A 15,887-nucleotide genomic window follows, 5' to 3' on the forward strand; every position below is an offset into this window, starting at 1 on the left:
AATTAACATGTCACAAACAGGTACTGATCGCGTAAAACGTGGAATGGCTGAAATGCAGAAAGGCGGCGTCATCATGGACGTTGTCAATGCAGAGCAGGCGAAGATTGCAGAAGAAGCAGGTGCGGTGGCGGTTATGGCCCTTGAGCGTGTTCCAGCCGACATTCGTGCGGCCGGCGGCGTAGCTCGTATGGCTGACCCGACAATTGTTGAAGAAGTGATGAATGCTGTATCCATCCCTGTCATGGCCAAAGCACGTATCGGCCATATTGCAGAAGCCCGTGTACTTGAAGCGATGGGTGTCGACTACATCGATGAAAGTGAAGTACTGACACCAGCTGATGAAATCTACCACATCAAAAAAGATGATTACACAGTTCCATTCGTTTGCGGATGCCGTAACATCGGTGAGGCGACACGCCGTATCCGTGAAGGCGCCTCTATGCTTCGTACAAAAGGTGAGCCGGGAACAGGAAACATCGTGGAAGCTGTCCGTCATATGCGTCAGATCCAATCAGAAATCCGTCACCTTCAAAGCCTTGCGGAAGACGAAGTGATGGTCTTTGCCAAGGAAAACGGTGCACCATTCGACCTTCTTATGGAGATCCGTGAAGAAGGCCGCCTTCCTGTCGTCAACTTCGCTGCAGGCGGAATTGCGACTCCAGCTGATGCTGCGCTTATGATGCAGCTTGGTGCGGACGGCGTATTCGTCGGTTCCGGTATCTTCAAGTCCAACAACCCTGCTCAGTTTGCCCGTGCGATTGTAGAAGCTACGACTCACTACGACGATTACAAACTGATCGGCGAGTTGTCCAAAGGACTTGGAACAGCGATGAAAGGCATGGAAATGTCCACGCTTACTCCTGATCAGCGTATGCAGGAGCGCAGTCAGTAAGAAAAGGAGAATGCAGCATGACTACTATCGGTGTATTAGGTCTGCAGGGAGCTTTTCGTGAGCACATCCGCTCTGTGGAAGCCTCTGGTGCCACCGGCGTTGTTGTTAAGAAAAAAGAACAGCTGGAGGACATTGACGGACTGATTATTCCCGGCGGTGAAAGCACAGCGATCCGCCGCTTGATTGATAAGTATGACTTCCTTGAACCGATTCGTGAATTCGGAAAGCAGGGGAAGCCGATCTTCGGTACGTGTGCAGGGTTGATCCTGCTTGCCTCTGAAATTGACGGCTCGTATGATGTCCATCTCGGACTGATGGATATCAAAGTCCGCCGTAATGCATTCGGCAGACAAAGGGAAAGCTTTGAAGCCGACCTGGATATCGACGGAGTCGCCGATCAGTTTACAGCTGTGTTCATTCGAGCTCCTTATATCGAGGGAGTAGGGGAAGAGACGAAGGTACTGGCCCGCTATGATGGTCATATTGTGGCTGCTCAGCAGGATCACTACCTCGCCTGTTCCTTCCACCCTGAACTGACAGATGACCACCGTTTAGTTTTACATTTTGTAAAAATGGTGGAGCATTACCGAAAAAGCCTTGCAATGTAAGGTGAATTCAGCTAATCTAAGATCACTAAATAAGAATGAACGCGATGACAGGACATAGTAGCATGTTCCTCTTCCCCCAGAGAGTCAGTGGCAGGTGAAAACTGACGGAAGAGCCATGTGAATCCATCCTTGAGTGTCCGGCTGATAACGCCGGACCGGCCCCTCACCGTTATGAGTCGAGCCGGAAGGTCATGAACCTTCAACCTGGGTGGTATCGCGGGAAGCATAAACAAAGCTCTCGTCCCTTATATGGGACGGGAGTTTTTTTATATGAAAAAAAGGAGGACATACACATGTTGGATATGAAATTTTTACGACAGAACTTTGATGAAGTGAAAGCAAAGCTGGAGAAGCGGGGCGAAGACCTGTCTGATTTAGACGCCTTTGGTGAGCTCGACAGCCGCCGCCGTGAGCTGATTCAGGAGACTGAGGAGCTGAAAGCGCGCCGTAATGACGTTTCCAAGGAAATCTCCCAGCTGAAGAAAAACAAAGAGGACGCCGATGACAAGATTACAGAAATGCGTGAAGTCGGTGATCGTATCAAAACGCTCGACACGGAGCTGAAGGTAGTGGAAGAGAAGCTGGAAACGCTCCTCTTATCCATTCCGAACATCCCTCATGAAAGCGTACCTGTCGGAGAGGATGAAGAGGATAACATCGAAGCCCGCCGCTCTGGAGAAACGCCTGTCTTCGATTTTGAAGCGAAACCCCACTGGGATATCGCCACAGACCTTGGCATTCTCGACTTTGAACGCGCAGGAAAAGTAACCGGCAGCCGGTTTGTCTTTTATAAAGGCATCGGTGCCCGCCTGGAGCGTGCACTTCTGAACTTCATGATGGACCTGCATGCCGATGATCACGGCTATCAGGAAATGCTGCCGCCACAGATGGTCAACCGTACATCTATGACAGGAACGGGCCAGCTGCCGAAATTCGAAGAAGACGCCTTTAAGATTGAAGACTGGGATTACTTCCTTGTCCCGACCGCAGAGGTACCTGTAACGAACTACTACAGAGAAGAGATTCTGTCCAGCGAGGACCTGCCGCAGAAATTTGTCGCCTTCAGCACCAACTTCCGTTCTGAAGCCGGCTCTGCCGGACGTGACACGCGCGGACTCATCCGTCAGCACCAGTTCAACAAAGTCGAACTTGTCCAGCTGGCAAAACCTGAGGAATCCTACCATGTGCTTGAAGAATTGACAGGGCATGCTGAAAAAGTCCTTCAGCTGTTGAAGCTTCCCTACCGCGTCATGAGCATGTGTACCGGTGATCTTGGGTTTACAGCCGCTAAGAAATACGACATCGAAGTATGGATCCCGAGCCAGGAAACCTACCGGGAAATCAGCTCCTGCTCCAACTTCGAGGATTTCCAGGCGCGTCGTGCCGGTATCCGTTTCCGCCGTGAAGAAAAAGGGCGCCCGGAATTTGTCCATACGCTGAACGGTTCCGGCCTTGCGATCGGCCGTACCGTCGCCGCTATTCTGGAGAACTATCAGCAGGCGGACGGTACCGTCGTTGTACCAGAAGTTCTCCGCCCATATATGGGTGGAAAAGAAGTCATCCGATAAAACAGCAGAAGAGCGGCGGGAGTGCCTCCACGCCGCTCTTTATTATAGGCAGACGCAGGTTTGACTGCAGCGCCGGAGCTTTGTATAATAACGAGGTGGAATCACCCGGATCCTTTCGACAAATTTTTATAAAAAATTTACGGAGAGTGTTGACGGTCACTACAGGCCGTGATAATATATTACTTGTCGGTCACACGGAGGAGTACCCAAGTTTGGCTGAAGGGAGCGGTCTTGAAAACCGCCAGGGGGTTTACGCCCCGCGGGGGTTCGAATCCCTCCTCCTCCGCCATTTTATTTATAACAATCGCGCATAAATATTGGAGATTTATAGAACAGAAATCGTTACTACGTGTAACGATTTTTTTTTGCCCAAATGATGCTGATATAAAAAAACACCCTGCCTGGATCCGGCAGAGTGCTGATGTTTATAGAGAATGCCCCCGGCAGGATTCGAACCTGCGGCACACGGTTTAGGAAACCTATTTCGTAAGTGTACATATTAAGTAAGACCGTAGTTTTTAGCGTCGTAGAAAGGGTTTCCCCTAGCGTTTGCTATAACGTTGACAACTAACGTTCATACTAATGTCGTCCGTTCAATTTGTCCGTATCACTTTATTACATGTGGTAATTATACCGTGGTTTTGTTCATTGTACAACCTTCAACGAAAATTGTAGTCCCCATCTTCCTTAGTTTTCACCTTTATATGCCTCCATAGCCCCTCTCAACTTTAAGTAATTATCATGTCTCGAAGGGTCATTTTGTTTAATTTTTCTTAGTTCTTCATCTAAAGCTTTAGATAAGTTTTCATTAACTTGATTTACTCTAATAATACGATTTCCATTTTCATTACGTCGTTCCGAACCAATAAACCCTACTTGATTGAAAGCCATGATGAATACATCCAAGTACGTCTGAATATTTCTATTTAGGTCTACATTATTGAGAAAATCTGAACTTGGTAAAAAGGTCTCTATATAGAATCTAGTCCATCGTGTTAAATAAACATCATTTACTTTGTAGTGATATGCAGAATCAATTAACTCTAAAGCAAAAAAGGGTAGATTCCCCCCGTTATCAATTACTTTTTTGAAGTATTCGAAACTTAAGTTTTGATTATCTGCAAACTCCACTTTGCTATTAGAACTCTGGGTTGTTAACATTGAGTCCCTCAAACTTTCCCAATCTTTACTAATTGTTCCCACATTACTGTGTACTGTACCAAGAATAGTTTCTAAGCCGTGTATGCTAGTTCTCATATCTTGAACCTCTACTTTAAATTCATCAACTACTTTTTCTACTTCACTAACGTTAGATAGCTTGTTAGTTGCTTCCTCAATTTTAACTGCGGAAGTATCTAGTTTATGAGTGGCGTTTTCGTATGTATTACTTTGATAAAAAGAGTAAATAATTGCAATTAATGCTAGCAAAATAGAAACAATTGTACCTCCAAACCCAATATGAGAAATTACATCCTTGTCACTTCCATAATAGACAGTAAAAGCACCTATGCTAAATAGCACTAATATTATTATCCAGTAAGTCATATCCTTCTTATCGGGAAAACTACATTTCCCATTATTACTTTGTTTACTCAAAACTTCTTCCTCCTTTGTACAAATAGTGATGTGGATATAACAACTCTAAGTATTGACTCTCAATCTTACTTAAGAACCCTTCTACAGTTTCTATAAGGGTAGGAATGAAACTTTTGTATAAGATGATATTCTTACCTAAGAAATCATCTCCCATGATATCTACCGCATCTAAAGTAGCAATTGCTAGTAGTAGATTTTTGTCATTAGAATCTAATATTCCTTCACTATGTGCAAAGTTATTTCTAATGTACTGATAACGTTTAATATCTTGCCACTCTTTAGAATTGGTGGGGAAATCAATTCCCACTACGTTCTTAAGGTATATCTTAGCTTTTTCTATGCCCTTATTATTAATGTTGTTAACTTTTATAGATAAGTCCCGACTTTCTTGTAACTCTTTACAAAGCCTAATAAGTTGATTCTCTAAAAAAGAATAGATACTAATTAATAGAGAAGACCTTAAAATACTTGGAAACTGTACTGAAAACATATGCTTTTCGCTTAGAAAGTGAGTCCAAGTTTCTTGAAAGGGATTGTCCAATTCATCCTCAAGGGTTGTATCCCTATCCTCTTCGATATCCAATGCTTTATACTGTTCCTCCAATATGTTCCGTTCCATGAATGTAGCGTATATCTTAAAATGATTAAGTGGTATTCGAAATCTTTGCATTGCATCATTAGTGGGAGTGACGTAATTATTTAACCTCATCGCTTTAATCCTCCATGTACAAAGTATGTATCTTATTCATATCTACCTTTCTATTATATTACAATTATTGTACTTAAAGATTATTTTTCAATTAATTGGAATATGAATATTTCGATGAATCTTGTAAAGGTGAAATAATTTCTTATGTTCATAAGAAAAATTGCCTTTTTAAACACAAGGTTTCTTCATTCCTCTACAATGTAAGAAGATAAGGGGGTGAATAAATGAAAATACAATTCAAGAAGGGGGACAAGCAACTTAAACTACACTTAACCAGCCGCTTTATTTTCACAGTTGTTTACGTCTTAGTGAAGATTATTTAATACATAATGAGAGACAAACGAAAATAATATCATAATTAGAAAACACGGGGTTATTACGTCCCGTGTTTTTCTTATCTTCGTTGTTTACTCTTATTATGTGCATCCGACATTTGTTTGCCTGTTGAAGGCTTGTAAGGCTTTCGTGTAGTCTTCTTCTTAGCCATTAGCCCCCCTCCCCCTCATGGTACCCCATAGACATTTTCTCCATTGGGGAAAGTGTGTGGTCTATCTTCTCACCGTCAAAGTTGACAACCTTTCCTGTGTTCTTACTCTCTTCCTTCTGGTTCAATGCTTCATAACCTGCGGTCATTAGCGTATGTGGTGTTCTGTTTACTTCGTGTAGCTTCTTAGGGTCAAGGGTTCCATAAAGAGACGGCTTTTCCCGTTTCTCTTCATCATTGTACATAGATGCTTTTTCCTCCTGCTTTTGTGGAACACGGATTGCAGGGGCTTGCCCTCGGTTTACATACTCCTGATACATTTCATGTGCTTGTGTATCTCCGGCGAACGCCTTTTCTTGTAGTTCTTGAATGTGTGTATCCATTACTTAACCCCTCCTTCGCTTGTTAGCTGCTTCTTAATTTCGTGTAGAGTTTCAATGTCACTAACCTCTTTAATATGCTGAACAAAAGCCTCAATGATTGTTACCTTGATGCCATCCAATAGTAGTTGTTTGTGTAGTTCGTTTTCCATGTTTACATTCTCCTTTAGGTGTCCTTTTTTATTACTGATTGAAAGAGTTTTTGTTCTTGGCTGTCTGTGGTGCTATCTTTCCGTTAATCAAGGCTTCTCGTACTTCCTCGTTATAAAGCATTGGCGAATAATGCCCGTCTACTTGGTGTCGTTGGTTCATGTTTAATCTGTGGTCGTCTGTTGGTTGGTGAAGTGCAAGCCCTACGCGTCTTTCTACATTGGAAAAAGTCCTGCGGTATTCCTTTTCGTACTCACTTTGCTTGTTATGGTATTCAATAATCTTGTTAAGATATTGACGCTTTAACTCGTCCATTTCGTGATACAAGGGCTTGAACTCTTTTACGCCCATCTCCTGTATAAATTGGCGACGTTCCTTATCAATCTCCTGCTTGGCTTTAGTCAATTCTGTTTGAATGACATTATCAACCTGTTCCAACTTAAATAAGGCTTCTTGTAAGTCCTTTTGTGCTTTCTTCCGGTCGCTTACAAGTTTCTGACTCGGTTCCTTGTCCTCCAGGATTGCCTGTTGGAAGTCGTTCTCTTCTTCATCCCGTAAAGCCTTAACCTCTGCTTGTAGGTCTGTTACCTTCTGTTGTAGCTTTACCTTGCGATTCTCACCATTCTGTATTAGCTTTTCTACACGCTTTACTGTATCGCCCTTAAATAGATTCATTGATTTTCTACTCCTTTCATTTCTTCTCCTAGTGCTTGGTAAACAATCTCCATCCGTTCTGTTGGATAGACTGCCCGTAATCGTCTTTCTGTGCTTCTGATATTGCGTTCTAATGGGTAAAGCTGATTCCTTATGTCTTCAATCTCAATAACGTAGTAAGACAGCTTGTGTAGTTCTTCGTCGTCCTTGCCTTCGCGTTCCATTAACTTATTGAATCGGGAATTAGGGTTGCCCTCAATCTCTTCTAAGTTGCTATACAAAGTCTTCTGCTTCTTTAAGTTCTTGTTATGAATGTTTAACAAAGATTCATATTGACGTTTGTGTTGCTTCAAGGCGGATTCGAAGTAGTTTCCGTCCTCGTCTTTCCTTAGTTCAATAGGATTCATATTGAAGTCCGTATAATACTTCTTATCAATTAGCTTCTGGCTCTTCCTCTTTCGTGGCATATTTATACTCCTGTCATTCTTGAACAATATTATTCAAGTTATTGAATGCGTTTTTCCTGCATATCTTCGTCTAATAGTGCTTCAAGTTCTTTTATTTGTTCAGTTGTATATCCGTTCTTCTGTACGTTATCTTCATCGTCGATTATCCTCGTCGTAATCTCTTGCTTAGATTTGGCAGCAGGGAACCAGTCTAATAGTTTAGCTAGTAACTCCATATGTTTGATACTGCCACTTAACGCACGTGCTTTAAGAACTGATAAGTAATCAGGGTAAATGTCTTGTGTCACTTCCTTGTATATTTCGTTCTTAATCTCCTGGCCATGAAAGCTGTTAATGTACAGATTCAATGTTTTACGGGAGACCCCCCACCCCTTGGCTACGGTTTCTTGACTTGCATTTTCACTTTCATCTAGGTTTCTTAGGAAGTAATCCTTTACCATCCTTTGTTGCCTTTCTGACAACCGTTTTTGTTTTTCTTTACTCAATAGTTAATCCTCCAGTTCTGTAATGTGTTCAACTAACAAAGATATCCCTGCTAGTTCTTCATCTGTATATTTAAGGTCACGCCGTAACGCCCTTAATAGTCGATAATGATTTCTCCTCGTAATGCCTTTAGTTTCTTGTTCCATCTCAGCTAAGTAATTCGGATTGTTAATCATACTCAATTCAGACAACCTTGTAGCCGTAACCCCTTTAAGTAGGCGGGCAACTCTGATTGTCTTGCCCCTCAACTTGAACTCTTCCTCCACTCTTCTCAACTCCTTTTGATTAAAACTACTAAAAATGTAACCCTATAAGCCCTAAATAAAGCAGGCAAGACAACGTATGTTATCCTGCCCGCCTTATCCTCTAATGAAAGGAGAATCAACATTACTACATGAACTCAAACAAGTAGAAAGAAAGAGATTATAGGATAGACAGCGTAGTTATCAAAAGGATAAGTACGCCGCCTATAACTTCTTACTCTATTAGCGTCTTTCTACAAAGAAATACAAGTGTAATTACAATTATTTCTGTAAATCTGAAATGTTGAAGGTCTTAACAGGGGAAGGGTTGCCGTCTGACAATCTCATTCCTTTGTACATAGGGATGATATGTCCTTCTTCCTTGTCTCTGATTTCTTGTAGCTTACGTTCCTTCATTCCAATGCTTTGTACGTCCCGATAATCTAAGCCATGTTCTTTGGCTATGTCCTTCCATCGCAACTTACCTTCGTGAACATCCACCAATACTGCTTCTCGTACTTCGTCACTGAACTCTCTAGCCTTTTTGAATTCTTTTTCCATAGTCTACATTCTCCTTTTTGTTTACAGCTGCTGCGTCCTCCCCACCGTCGGGGGTCTAATGCGGAAACTGGTATAAGGTCTTAATCTTTATTAAAGATTTACAAACTTCCTTACTCTTATTTTGTAGATATACAATAATGTAGTAGGTTCTTTTTGTAATAGGAGGAAGTGGTCTTCTTCCTCATGGTTTAGCAGATTATTCTTATTGTTATTATTCTTATTCAGTTATTCTTATTATTCGGTAAGGAAGGACTTTGCCACCGGTACTTCGTACCCTTACCTTTGGAATACTTTACACACACAAGATGGATTACATTCACAAAAATTGTGATTAACTGTTACCCTCTCATCATTTGTCGTGCCTTCGCTAATTCGTCTTCGTATGACACTGTTTCCTCTACAAAGGAGTTTTGTATTTTCTCTACTCTTCCTCCCTTGTACTTAGAAAGTTGAGAGAGGGGCATAACATTATAAGCATAATTCGTATGCCCATTCTTCGAAGGTAGTTTCACCCGTTTCAGAACAGGTTTCCCATCTACTTCTAACTCACATAATTCTTTAGAATGCTTACGTATTGACTTTGCTGTAAGACCTGTTCGTTGTGCCATCTGTTCTTGAGTTGGATGACAAAAGCCGTCTTCCTTCATGTAAGAAGCTAGTGCATTCAATACGAAGAACTTTGTAGCCCCTAACTCTTTGGCTAGTCCACTTGTAAACATGGATAAGTGGACTTTGTGATGAATATCCTCATGTGTTATAACCTTTTTCTCGGTTTGCTGTTCCATTAATCAAAACTCCCATTCTTGTATTTAGTCTAGACTCTGCTGAGGGAGGAGAACGCCTCTTGTTCCTGGTTGCTAACATCCTCATCAGCGTCTTCTAATTACAGTTGGGGCAAAGCAACAAGATGTGTGACACAATTCTTGTGATTAATCATTAAGGGTTACAATTGGAGATTTAAAAAATACTGGGGAAATTTTTTGTAGGAAATGGATGAATTGTAAGGGGCTGTTTTGGTATCGGGGGTATGTCTCATTTGGGGGTATTTTTTCATAGCTTGTATTTAAGACCCCTTGGACGAGACGGTAGGCATACCCGCCCACCCATACTGGGGGGGAGTAGCTTCTGTGTACCTTTGTATGCCTAAGTCTCTACATATATTCTCGCTTGTCTGTGGGCTTCTCTGTGCGTCTGTGTATGCTTCTGTTGTCTTAATACATTAAGGAAGTTCTTTAATACACACGCGGATTATGTTCATTGATTCTTGATAATAATGTTTCAACAATGGACTGTACAAAACTTACAACATTTAGACACCGTAGCTTTAGATAAGAAAGCACAGGGAATCCAACACTTTACACCATCTATAAGTTAGTCTATAATCAATTGTACAAAAGTTATTAGACTTATAGACTGAGAGGGAGTAATTACATAATGGCACTAATCGGATATGCAAGGGTGAGTACAATGGGGCAAAGTTTAGAAGCACAATTAGAAGCACTTCAAAGATATGGGGTAGATAAGATATTCCAGGAGAAGTATAGTGGGGCTGAACAGAATGGCATGAGTAAACGTCCAGAATTAAATAAAGCTTTAGAGTATCTTCGTGAAGGTGATACCTTAGTAGTCTACAGGATAGACCGCCTAGCACGTTCTACGTTTGACCTTCATAAGATTGTACGTGATTTTCAAGAAAGAGGAATAGGACTGGTCTTCATAAAAGAGAACATAGACTTTTCTAATTCCTCAGGGAAGTTCATGTTTACAATGCTGGGGGCAATCGCTGAATTTGAAAGAGACCTAATCAAAGAAAGAACGGCTGATGGAAGAGAAAGGGCAAAGGCCAAGGGTACACATATGGGGCGTAAAGGAAAGGATGAGAAGGACGTCCAGAAGGCTTTGAAGTTACTTCGTGAAAGACAGGAGAATGGATTAAGCGTTAATGAAATATCAAAAATGACGGGAGTACCCCGTTCCACTATTTATGCAAAGAACAAAGAAACGTTAGGATGAAGTCTCCTAACGTTTTTTCTTATAGTACACTATCTTTTGGATAAGGTTACATGTCCCTAATTCATTTTGTTTAATTAAGTAGAAACCGTTGATATGTCAAGGGTTCAAGAGGGTAGGTTACATTCAAATAAATCGAAGGTTGTTACATCCAAGGCAGCATACATGGGAAAGAGAACCTTATGTTAAAACTCCTGAAGGATCTTCAGGAGTTTATTTTGGGTATCACCTCTTGAAAGTGAGTCCCAATTTCTCTTCAATTATTCTTTTTAATGGTATAACTTGAATAGTTACTGGATTATTTTTCTGCATTAAATAATAGCTAATACCTTCATCTGTTTTCTCCATCCGGTAGGTTGCTTCCTCACCCTTATTGTTAGTAATTTTGGTATCGGGTAATACCTTTCCATCGATATCCCAACACACAATATAAGCCAGACTGTGGAAAGCGTGGTTAAAAGTCTTTCCAAGGAAGGTGTGCTTAAGTTCTAAGTAAAATATTCTTTCTGTTAAAGATGGGTTAGCTATGTCATCATCAAAGCTAACAAGCAAATCAATACCCTTGTGAGATGAATAGTCTAGAACTGTGAATGGGAACAGGTTGGGCATAAGTGCATACATTTCCATAAAAACGCCATATGTCTCAGCTTCATTAGATGGTTCATATATTTTCCGGTGATAAGCTGTTTTGTAGCCGTCACTCCCGTTTAGTTCTATTTGGCTTTGTCCTTTAACCTCGAAATAACGCTTTCCTCTTATTTTCTTAAGCCGTTGTTCATACATATCTTTATCAAAGTTAGGCACAAATGGCTTAGGGTTATTTACCGGTGGATTTGGTAAGTTTGTAGGTTTAGGCTTGATTACCTCCCCACCTCTGTTCGGTTTAGGTTCAACTGGCGGTTTAATGATTGGAGGTGTACCTGGCTTTTCCTCTCCTAAGTCTCTTAATAACTCCTCAATATGACTCTTCATATAAAAGACACCGTTCTTGTCTTCCTTTAACTCCTTACCAATACCTTTAACAAGATTAAAGATTGATTTTCTCAGTTCGTCAGCAAGTTTAGGTTGTGTGGAAGCCATAGAACTTCTATCAGATGTCAGAGGTATCTCCTGGCAATTTATAAAACCGTGTAAGGCAGTTGTATGTGTGAAGGAACCGTCTCCAATACGTGGCAACCAGTCATTTACCTTCTCAATTGGAATGAAATCTTTAGCCAAGTAGATTCCGTATCTATCTGCGACTCTATATAAGGTACGTTGATTAGATTTACCAGTAGGCCTTAAAGCGTGGTTGTAGTTTCTCTTAATTGCGTCTCCCTCATAGTAGATAACGTAGTGATATACCACTTCTCTAACGTTAGAATTTTCGTCGATAATCTGTACACTATTCTTGCCTGTCCATTTCTTTACATAATGCTTGTAGAAATTTCTACCTTTTTCTTTCAGCAAACCTTTATAGTCAGTAGTCACGGGAGGAAAAATATGACCGAAGTCACAAGTTTCATAGTTTCCTTCTAGAAATGATTGTTGCGGTGTACCTTCATTATCCAAGCCTCTTAAATAAACTGTGAATTCTTTAGCTGCGTGCCCATATTCCTTGAGTTCATTTTGGAAAGAACCAAGCTTAGTAAACCAATACAGGTAGTCTCTCATTACGTCATGCTTAAAGTTGTCTGCAACGTTTTGATTAAAACCTATTAAGGTTATTTCTGTACCTCTCTTGTTCGTCGCATTCGACAACTTCTCAACAGTAAAGTCGAAGAGTTCGCCATTTTCAAGGTTCTGTAAGGGGTTTTCGGCTTCAGACCGGTATACACCCGTCTCATGATAAGTATCAACTATGATTTTCTCTGACCTTAAGTATATGAGAGTACCATGACTCTTTTCACCTATCGTCTCCGGGGAACCTTTTTCTTTATCGGTATAACCTAATCCCCAAAAGTTTTTAATTAAAGATTCTTTAGTCATGCCTTCACCATTATCCCGAAATTTCACTATCAATTTGTTATCGTTGTTTAGGTAGCATGAAATATGCAGTTGAGTTGCTTTTCCATCATAAGCGTTAGATATGGCTTCTCGCAGGAGTTCCAACGGATTGCCAAAGTTACTTGTAATTTCGTACATCTCAGCTGCTTGATTGACTTCAGGCTGAAAAATCTCTTTAACATTTTCACTTGTAGCCATGATTAACCACCCCTATAACTATCTTCTTAATATTACTTTACCACGAATGGACGGAATTTTCTGCAAAATCAATGGTTTTACACCAATATATGGTATATTGTTAGGAGAATTTCATATAAAGAGGTGTGGTCAATGGGGATAGAGTTGTTGCCTCAAACAATATTAAGTACTTACGAAGTTAGGGAATGGAGACATGCGTGTGCAATTCTTAAAGAAGATTTTCCAAACGAGTGGAACGACATTGTCGAAGTTCTTGAAAGTTTCACGTTAAATAAAAGCTACATTGTAAGTCCAGGAGGAAGAAAGTCTCCTATATCTAACTACATAGATGATTTCTTGTACCAAAGGGATTGGGAAGAAAAATCGTTTGATACGAAAATACTAATCGATGACTTAGAACATGAAACCCCAACACATAAGATTGACTGCTTAAAGAATCGTGTAGCATTAGAAATCGAGTGGAACAATAAAGACCCTTTCTTTGATAGGGATTTAAATAACTTCAGACTTCTATTTGAATTAGGGGCTATAAGTGTTGGTGTTATCATAACTCGTTGTAGTGGATTACAGAAAATATTTAATGAATTGGGGAAAGGAAAATCATACGGCAACTCTACTACACATATGGATAAACTTGTACCGCGGATAGAAGGTGGAGGTGGGGGCGGTTGCCCTATTTTAGTACTGGGGATAAGCGAACAATTGTATAGGGAGGATATTTGATGGTTACTGATTACTGGGTACAATCAAACTACGAATTGTATGATATAGGCTTTGCAAAGACCATCCTTTCTAATCACTATTCTGAAGAGTGGAATTTCATTAAGTTAGCCCTCTGGCATTTCCGACTATATGAATCAGATATTAAAAGAGATGGAAAAAACAAAACAAACATTGTAAAACGATTAGAATTACCTTTTAAGCTAAATGGTTGGCATGAGAAAAGTATTTACATGGAACAACACTTAATTGATAAGAAATCATTTACAACATTACATGTAAATAAGTCTGAATCCCACAAAATCGATGCGGTTAAGTCAAATATAGCTTTAGAATTTGAGTGGAACAATAAGAATGCGTTCTTTTCTAGAGACTTAAGTGAACTAGGCAGACTACATTCTGCTAAAGTGATTGATGTAGGTGTAATTATCACAAGGTCTTATGAACTCAGTTCTTTATTTGTTGCATTAGGCACTTACACAGGAGAGAAAGGGGGCGTGAAAAAAGTATCATCAAAGTATGAAGGGTCTACCACACATGCTAATAGTGTTAAAAACCTCTTAGAAAATGGAACTGCCGGGGGCTGTCCAGTTCTGGTGATAGGGATTACTAAAAAGAGGTTTGAAGCGAATGGTGAGATAGACACATACTAAAAATAACCTATGGAATACCCCATAGGTTATTTCTTCATTTTCTTTTAACAAGTAATAAGCATTCTTGAACGTCACGGCTTTTGTCTTCTTTTCTTCCCATTGTGCTATGCAAGTAATCAAGGTAACGTACTTCTATATCGTATCTTTCTGCGAAGATGCTGCGGGCGAGTTCAATGAGTTCTTCCAGTTCAATCATACCTGTATTGCTGTAACTCAGTACAAGGTTGGACTCTTTTTCATTGACCTTTGAAAACATATCGGAAAAAGCATCTTTAACCTTTGTTTTAATGCAAAACGGTGATTGATGTCGGTCTGTTCTATACCTACCCTTAAACTTAACCTCAGGGTAGTCATACTTTACTAAGGTTTCTATTGCGTGATAGAAACGGGAATAGTGGACAAAACAGTAAGGCGGGTCTGCATATACTGTCGAATTGTTATCGATGTCCTCTAAGCAATCCATGTAATCCTTTGAAACCACTTTATTGTTTTGCTTGTTCTCACCTAGTACCTCTTGAAACTCTGTAAACTTACGTCTGAAGTAAGGTACAATTTCCTTTCTTCGATAAATAAGGATATCACTCATGTTCTTCTCATTAGTGGCATCTCTGTATTGTGCGTAATGCCCTGTACTTTGTGAATTGTAAGACATAGCAAACATCAAACTAGATATGATTGGATAGAACAAATCAGAATCCTTATATTCATCTGCCACCCCTCTTATGGAGTCAATCCATAAGCATTGTTCGGCATTCCAATAAGTACCCGAGTAATTCTTTAAGAACAGGTGATATTCGACTTCTGAAAAATCTCTATCGATTAATTCCTTCTGTTGCTTCTCTAACTCCTTGAACTCTTCTAGAGTGAAGTCTACATCATAATCAAATGAAATATCTGGGTAGCGTTCTTTTACATAATTTACTTTAGCTGTAGCTTTCTCAATAATCTCTTCTAGTACATTTGGGTATTCATCCCACTTGTAATCCCCTAAATATGATTTAGCTAAGATAGAGGAGTATGATTGAATGTCGTTAGATAAGAACGGCACTTGGTTCCTTAATGCCCCGGCCAAAACGCTTGAACCTGCAAATAGGTCTACGACAGTACCTCCTGTATAACAATAGTTAATGCCCTCGATTACATAATCAATAATCTTTCTCTTCGACCCCATGTACTTGATTATGTGAGGAATATTTTCATTTATTGTTAACGGCATAGGTTCTTGTTCTATATCTTTAGTTGTTATTTCATTAGCTATGTTAGTCATAGTTCTACTTCCTTTCATATAGGGTAGATTATATCATCTTGCGACATTGACAAAAAGGCTTTGGCTTTATGTTACGAACAAGAACGTTTGTTCTTATTATACTCTCCTGTATCATCCAACACAATAATTAAGTGCGTGTTTACAAGAGGGGTTAAACTTCCTTTCCCCACTCTTGATTGGTTGAAAGAAAGGAAAACGGCTTGGACGAAAAATCGACTACCTTATGATGACAATAACGTGTAAAGTCAATCATAAAAAG

The 15,887-nt window shown here is 40.2% G+C and carries 18 protein-coding genes, 1 tRNA gene and 1 other annotated feature; of the genes, 7 read left to right on the plus strand and 12 right to left on the minus strand.

Annotated elements, in window-relative coordinates; genetic code table 11:
• The first annotated feature begins 7 nt into the window (after positions 1–7).
• From pdxS to QMA39_RS17645, 4 genes are all read left to right on the plus strand, one after another.
• Positions 8–892: a pyridoxal 5'-phosphate synthase lyase subunit PdxS gene (pdxS, locus tag QMA39_RS17630; protein ID WP_027955848.1), complete on the plus strand. Its 885-nt coding sequence runs from the start codon at positions 8–10 to the stop codon at positions 890–892.
• 17 nt (positions 893–909) lie between these two features.
• On the plus strand, positions 910–1,500 hold the full coding sequence (gene pdxT / locus QMA39_RS17635; RefSeq protein ID WP_348646633.1) for a pyridoxal 5'-phosphate synthase glutaminase subunit PdxT: 591 nt from the start codon (positions 910–912) through the stop codon (positions 1,498–1,500).
• 35 nt (positions 1,501–1,535) lie between these two features.
• Positions 1,536–1,749 (plus strand) — a binding site (T-box leader).
• Positions 1,750–1,793: 44 nt separating this feature from the next.
• Positions 1,794–3,068 (plus strand): serine--tRNA ligase, encoded by a 1,275-nt coding sequence (serS, locus tag QMA39_RS17640; RefSeq protein ID WP_281659444.1) that lies wholly within the window; start codon positions 1,794–1,796, stop codon positions 3,066–3,068.
• A gap of 196 nt (positions 3,069–3,264) precedes the next feature.
• Positions 3,265–3,357: transfer RNA gene (locus QMA39_RS17645), tRNA-Ser, on the plus strand.
• Between the two features lie 398 nt (positions 3,358–3,755).
• Here the strand turns inward: QMA39_RS17645 and QMA39_RS17650 are convergent.
• From QMA39_RS17650 to QMA39_RS17695, 10 genes are all read right to left on the minus strand, one after another.
• Positions 3,756–4,664: a hypothetical protein gene (locus tag QMA39_RS17650; RefSeq protein ID WP_281659445.1), complete on the minus strand. Its 909-nt coding sequence runs from the start codon at positions 4,662–4,664 to the stop codon at positions 3,756–3,758.
• On the minus strand, positions 4,657–5,373 hold the full coding sequence (locus QMA39_RS17655; RefSeq protein WP_281659446.1) for a hypothetical protein: 717 nt from the start codon (positions 5,371–5,373) through the stop codon (positions 4,657–4,659). Before QMA39_RS17655 ends, QMA39_RS17650 begins: the two co-directional genes overlap by 8 nt.
• A 486-nt stretch (positions 5,374–5,859) precedes the next feature.
• The gene (locus QMA39_RS17660; protein ID WP_281659447.1) at positions 5,860–6,240 is read right to left on the minus strand and encodes a hypothetical protein; all 381 of its coding nucleotides are present in this window, start codon (positions 6,238–6,240) and stop codon (positions 5,860–5,862) included.
• Positions 6,240–6,389, minus strand: a complete 150-nt coding sequence (locus QMA39_RS17665; protein ID WP_281659448.1) for a hypothetical protein — start codon at positions 6,387–6,389, stop codon at positions 6,240–6,242. Before QMA39_RS17665 ends, QMA39_RS17660 begins: the two co-directional genes overlap by 1 nt.
• A 31-nt stretch (positions 6,390–6,420) precedes the next feature.
• A complete protein-coding gene (locus QMA39_RS17670; protein ID WP_281659449.1) occupies positions 6,421–7,062 on the minus strand; it encodes a hypothetical protein in 642 nt (213 codons plus the stop codon).
• On the minus strand, positions 7,059–7,508 hold the full coding sequence (locus tag QMA39_RS17675) for a hypothetical protein (RefSeq protein ID WP_281659450.1): 450 nt from the start codon (positions 7,506–7,508) through the stop codon (positions 7,059–7,061). The genes QMA39_RS17670 and QMA39_RS17675 overlap by 4 nt, the downstream gene beginning before the upstream one ends.
• Before the next feature lie 38 nt (positions 7,509–7,546).
• Positions 7,547–7,993, minus strand: a complete 447-nt coding sequence (locus QMA39_RS17680; RefSeq protein WP_281659451.1) for a hypothetical protein — start codon at positions 7,991–7,993, stop codon at positions 7,547–7,549.
• Between the two features lie 3 nt (positions 7,994–7,996).
• Positions 7,997–8,257 (minus strand): hypothetical protein, encoded by a 261-nt coding sequence (locus QMA39_RS17685; RefSeq protein WP_281659452.1) that lies wholly within the window; start codon positions 8,255–8,257, stop codon positions 7,997–7,999.
• 258 nt (positions 8,258–8,515) lie between these two features.
• On the minus strand, positions 8,516–8,794 hold the full coding sequence (locus tag QMA39_RS17690; RefSeq protein ID WP_281659453.1) for a hypothetical protein: 279 nt from the start codon (positions 8,792–8,794) through the stop codon (positions 8,516–8,518).
• A gap of 338 nt (positions 8,795–9,132) precedes the next feature.
• On the minus strand, positions 9,133–9,579 hold the full coding sequence (locus QMA39_RS17695; protein WP_281659454.1) for a helix-turn-helix domain-containing protein: 447 nt from the start codon (positions 9,577–9,579) through the stop codon (positions 9,133–9,135).
• 649 nt (positions 9,580–10,228) lie between these two features.
• Between QMA39_RS17695 and QMA39_RS17700 the strand changes: the two genes are divergently transcribed.
• Positions 10,229–10,807: a recombinase family protein gene (locus tag QMA39_RS17700; protein ID WP_281659455.1), complete on the plus strand. Its 579-nt coding sequence runs from the start codon at positions 10,229–10,231 to the stop codon at positions 10,805–10,807.
• Between the two features lie 222 nt (positions 10,808–11,029).
• Here the strand turns inward: QMA39_RS17700 and QMA39_RS17705 are convergent, their stop codons facing one another.
• Positions 11,030–12,988 carry an ATP-binding protein gene (locus QMA39_RS17705; protein ID WP_281659456.1) on the minus strand — a complete coding sequence of 653 codons (1,959 nt, stop codon included), beginning with the start codon at positions 12,986–12,988 and terminating at the stop codon, positions 11,030–11,032.
• A gap of 132 nt (positions 12,989–13,120) precedes the next feature.
• On the opposite strand from QMA39_RS17705, the gene QMA39_RS17710 reads away from it, so the two are divergent.
• Entirely contained in the window at positions 13,121–13,711 is a 591-nt protein-coding gene (locus QMA39_RS17710; protein ID WP_281659457.1) for a BglII/BstYI family type II restriction endonuclease, read from the plus strand.
• Positions 13,711–14,361, plus strand: coding sequence for a BglII/BstYI family type II restriction endonuclease (locus tag QMA39_RS17715; RefSeq protein WP_281659458.1), 651 nt, complete (start codon positions 13,711–13,713; stop codon positions 14,359–14,361). Before QMA39_RS17710 ends, QMA39_RS17715 begins: the two co-directional genes overlap by 1 nt.
• Positions 14,362–14,395: 34 nt before the next feature.
• On the opposite strand, the gene QMA39_RS17720 is transcribed toward QMA39_RS17715, so the two are convergent.
• Positions 14,396–15,628 (minus strand): DNA adenine methylase, encoded by a 1,233-nt coding sequence (locus QMA39_RS17720; protein ID WP_281659459.1) that lies wholly within the window; start codon positions 15,626–15,628, stop codon positions 14,396–14,398.
• Between the last annotated feature and the right edge of the window lie 259 nt (positions 15,629–15,887).

Origin of the sequence: Halobacillus sp. Cin3 (assembly GCF_947311855.1) — a bacterium.
Lineage (GTDB): Bacteria > Bacillota > Bacilli > Bacillales > Halobacillaceae > Halobacillus > Halobacillus kuroshimensis.

Excerpts from the sequence above, each read along its gene's own strand:
- QMA39_RS17710 (WP_281659457.1), top strand. The coding sequence starts at position 13,121 with ATGGGGATAGAGTTGTTGCCTCAAACAATATTAAGTACTTACGAAGTT.
- QMA39_RS17715 (WP_281659458.1), top strand. The coding sequence starts at position 13,711 with ATGGTTACTGATTACTGGGTACAATCAAACTACGAATTGTATGATATA.
- QMA39_RS17695 (WP_281659454.1), bottom strand. The coding sequence starts at position 9,579 with ATGGAACAGCAAACCGAGAAAAAGGTTATAACACATGAGGATATTCAT.
- QMA39_RS17700 (WP_281659455.1), top strand. The coding sequence starts at position 10,229 with ATGGCACTAATCGGATATGCAAGGGTGAGTACAATGGGGCAAAGTTTA.
- QMA39_RS17675 (WP_281659450.1), bottom strand. The coding sequence starts at position 7,508 with ATGCCACGAAAGAGGAAGAGCCAGAAGCTAATTGATAAGAAGTATTAT.
- pdxS (WP_027955848.1), top strand. The coding sequence starts at position 8 with ATGTCACAAACAGGTACTGATCGCGTAAAACGTGGAATGGCTGAAATG.
- pdxT (WP_348646633.1), top strand. The coding sequence starts at position 910 with ATGACTACTATCGGTGTATTAGGTCTGCAGGGAGCTTTTCGTGAGCAC.
- QMA39_RS17720 (WP_281659459.1), bottom strand. The coding sequence starts at position 15,628 with ATGACTAACATAGCTAATGAAATAACAACTAAAGATATAGAACAAGAA.
- QMA39_RS17660 (WP_281659447.1), bottom strand. The coding sequence starts at position 6,240 with ATGGATACACACATTCAAGAACTACAAGAAAAGGCGTTCGCCGGAGAT.
- QMA39_RS17690 (WP_281659453.1), bottom strand. The coding sequence starts at position 8,794 with ATGGAAAAAGAATTCAAAAAGGCTAGAGAGTTCAGTGACGAAGTACGA.
- QMA39_RS17705 (WP_281659456.1), bottom strand. The coding sequence starts at position 12,988 with ATGGCTACAAGTGAAAATGTTAAAGAGATTTTTCAGCCTGAAGTCAAT.
- serS (WP_281659444.1), top strand. The coding sequence starts at position 1,794 with ATGTTGGATATGAAATTTTTACGACAGAACTTTGATGAAGTGAAAGCA.
- QMA39_RS17665 (WP_281659448.1), bottom strand. The coding sequence starts at position 6,389 with ATGGAAAACGAACTACACAAACAACTACTATTGGATGGCATCAAGGTA.
- QMA39_RS17655 (WP_281659446.1), bottom strand. The coding sequence starts at position 5,373 with ATGAGGTTAAATAATTACGTCACTCCCACTAATGATGCAATGCAAAGA.
- QMA39_RS17670 (WP_281659449.1), bottom strand. The coding sequence starts at position 7,062 with ATGAATCTATTTAAGGGCGATACAGTAAAGCGTGTAGAAAAGCTAATA.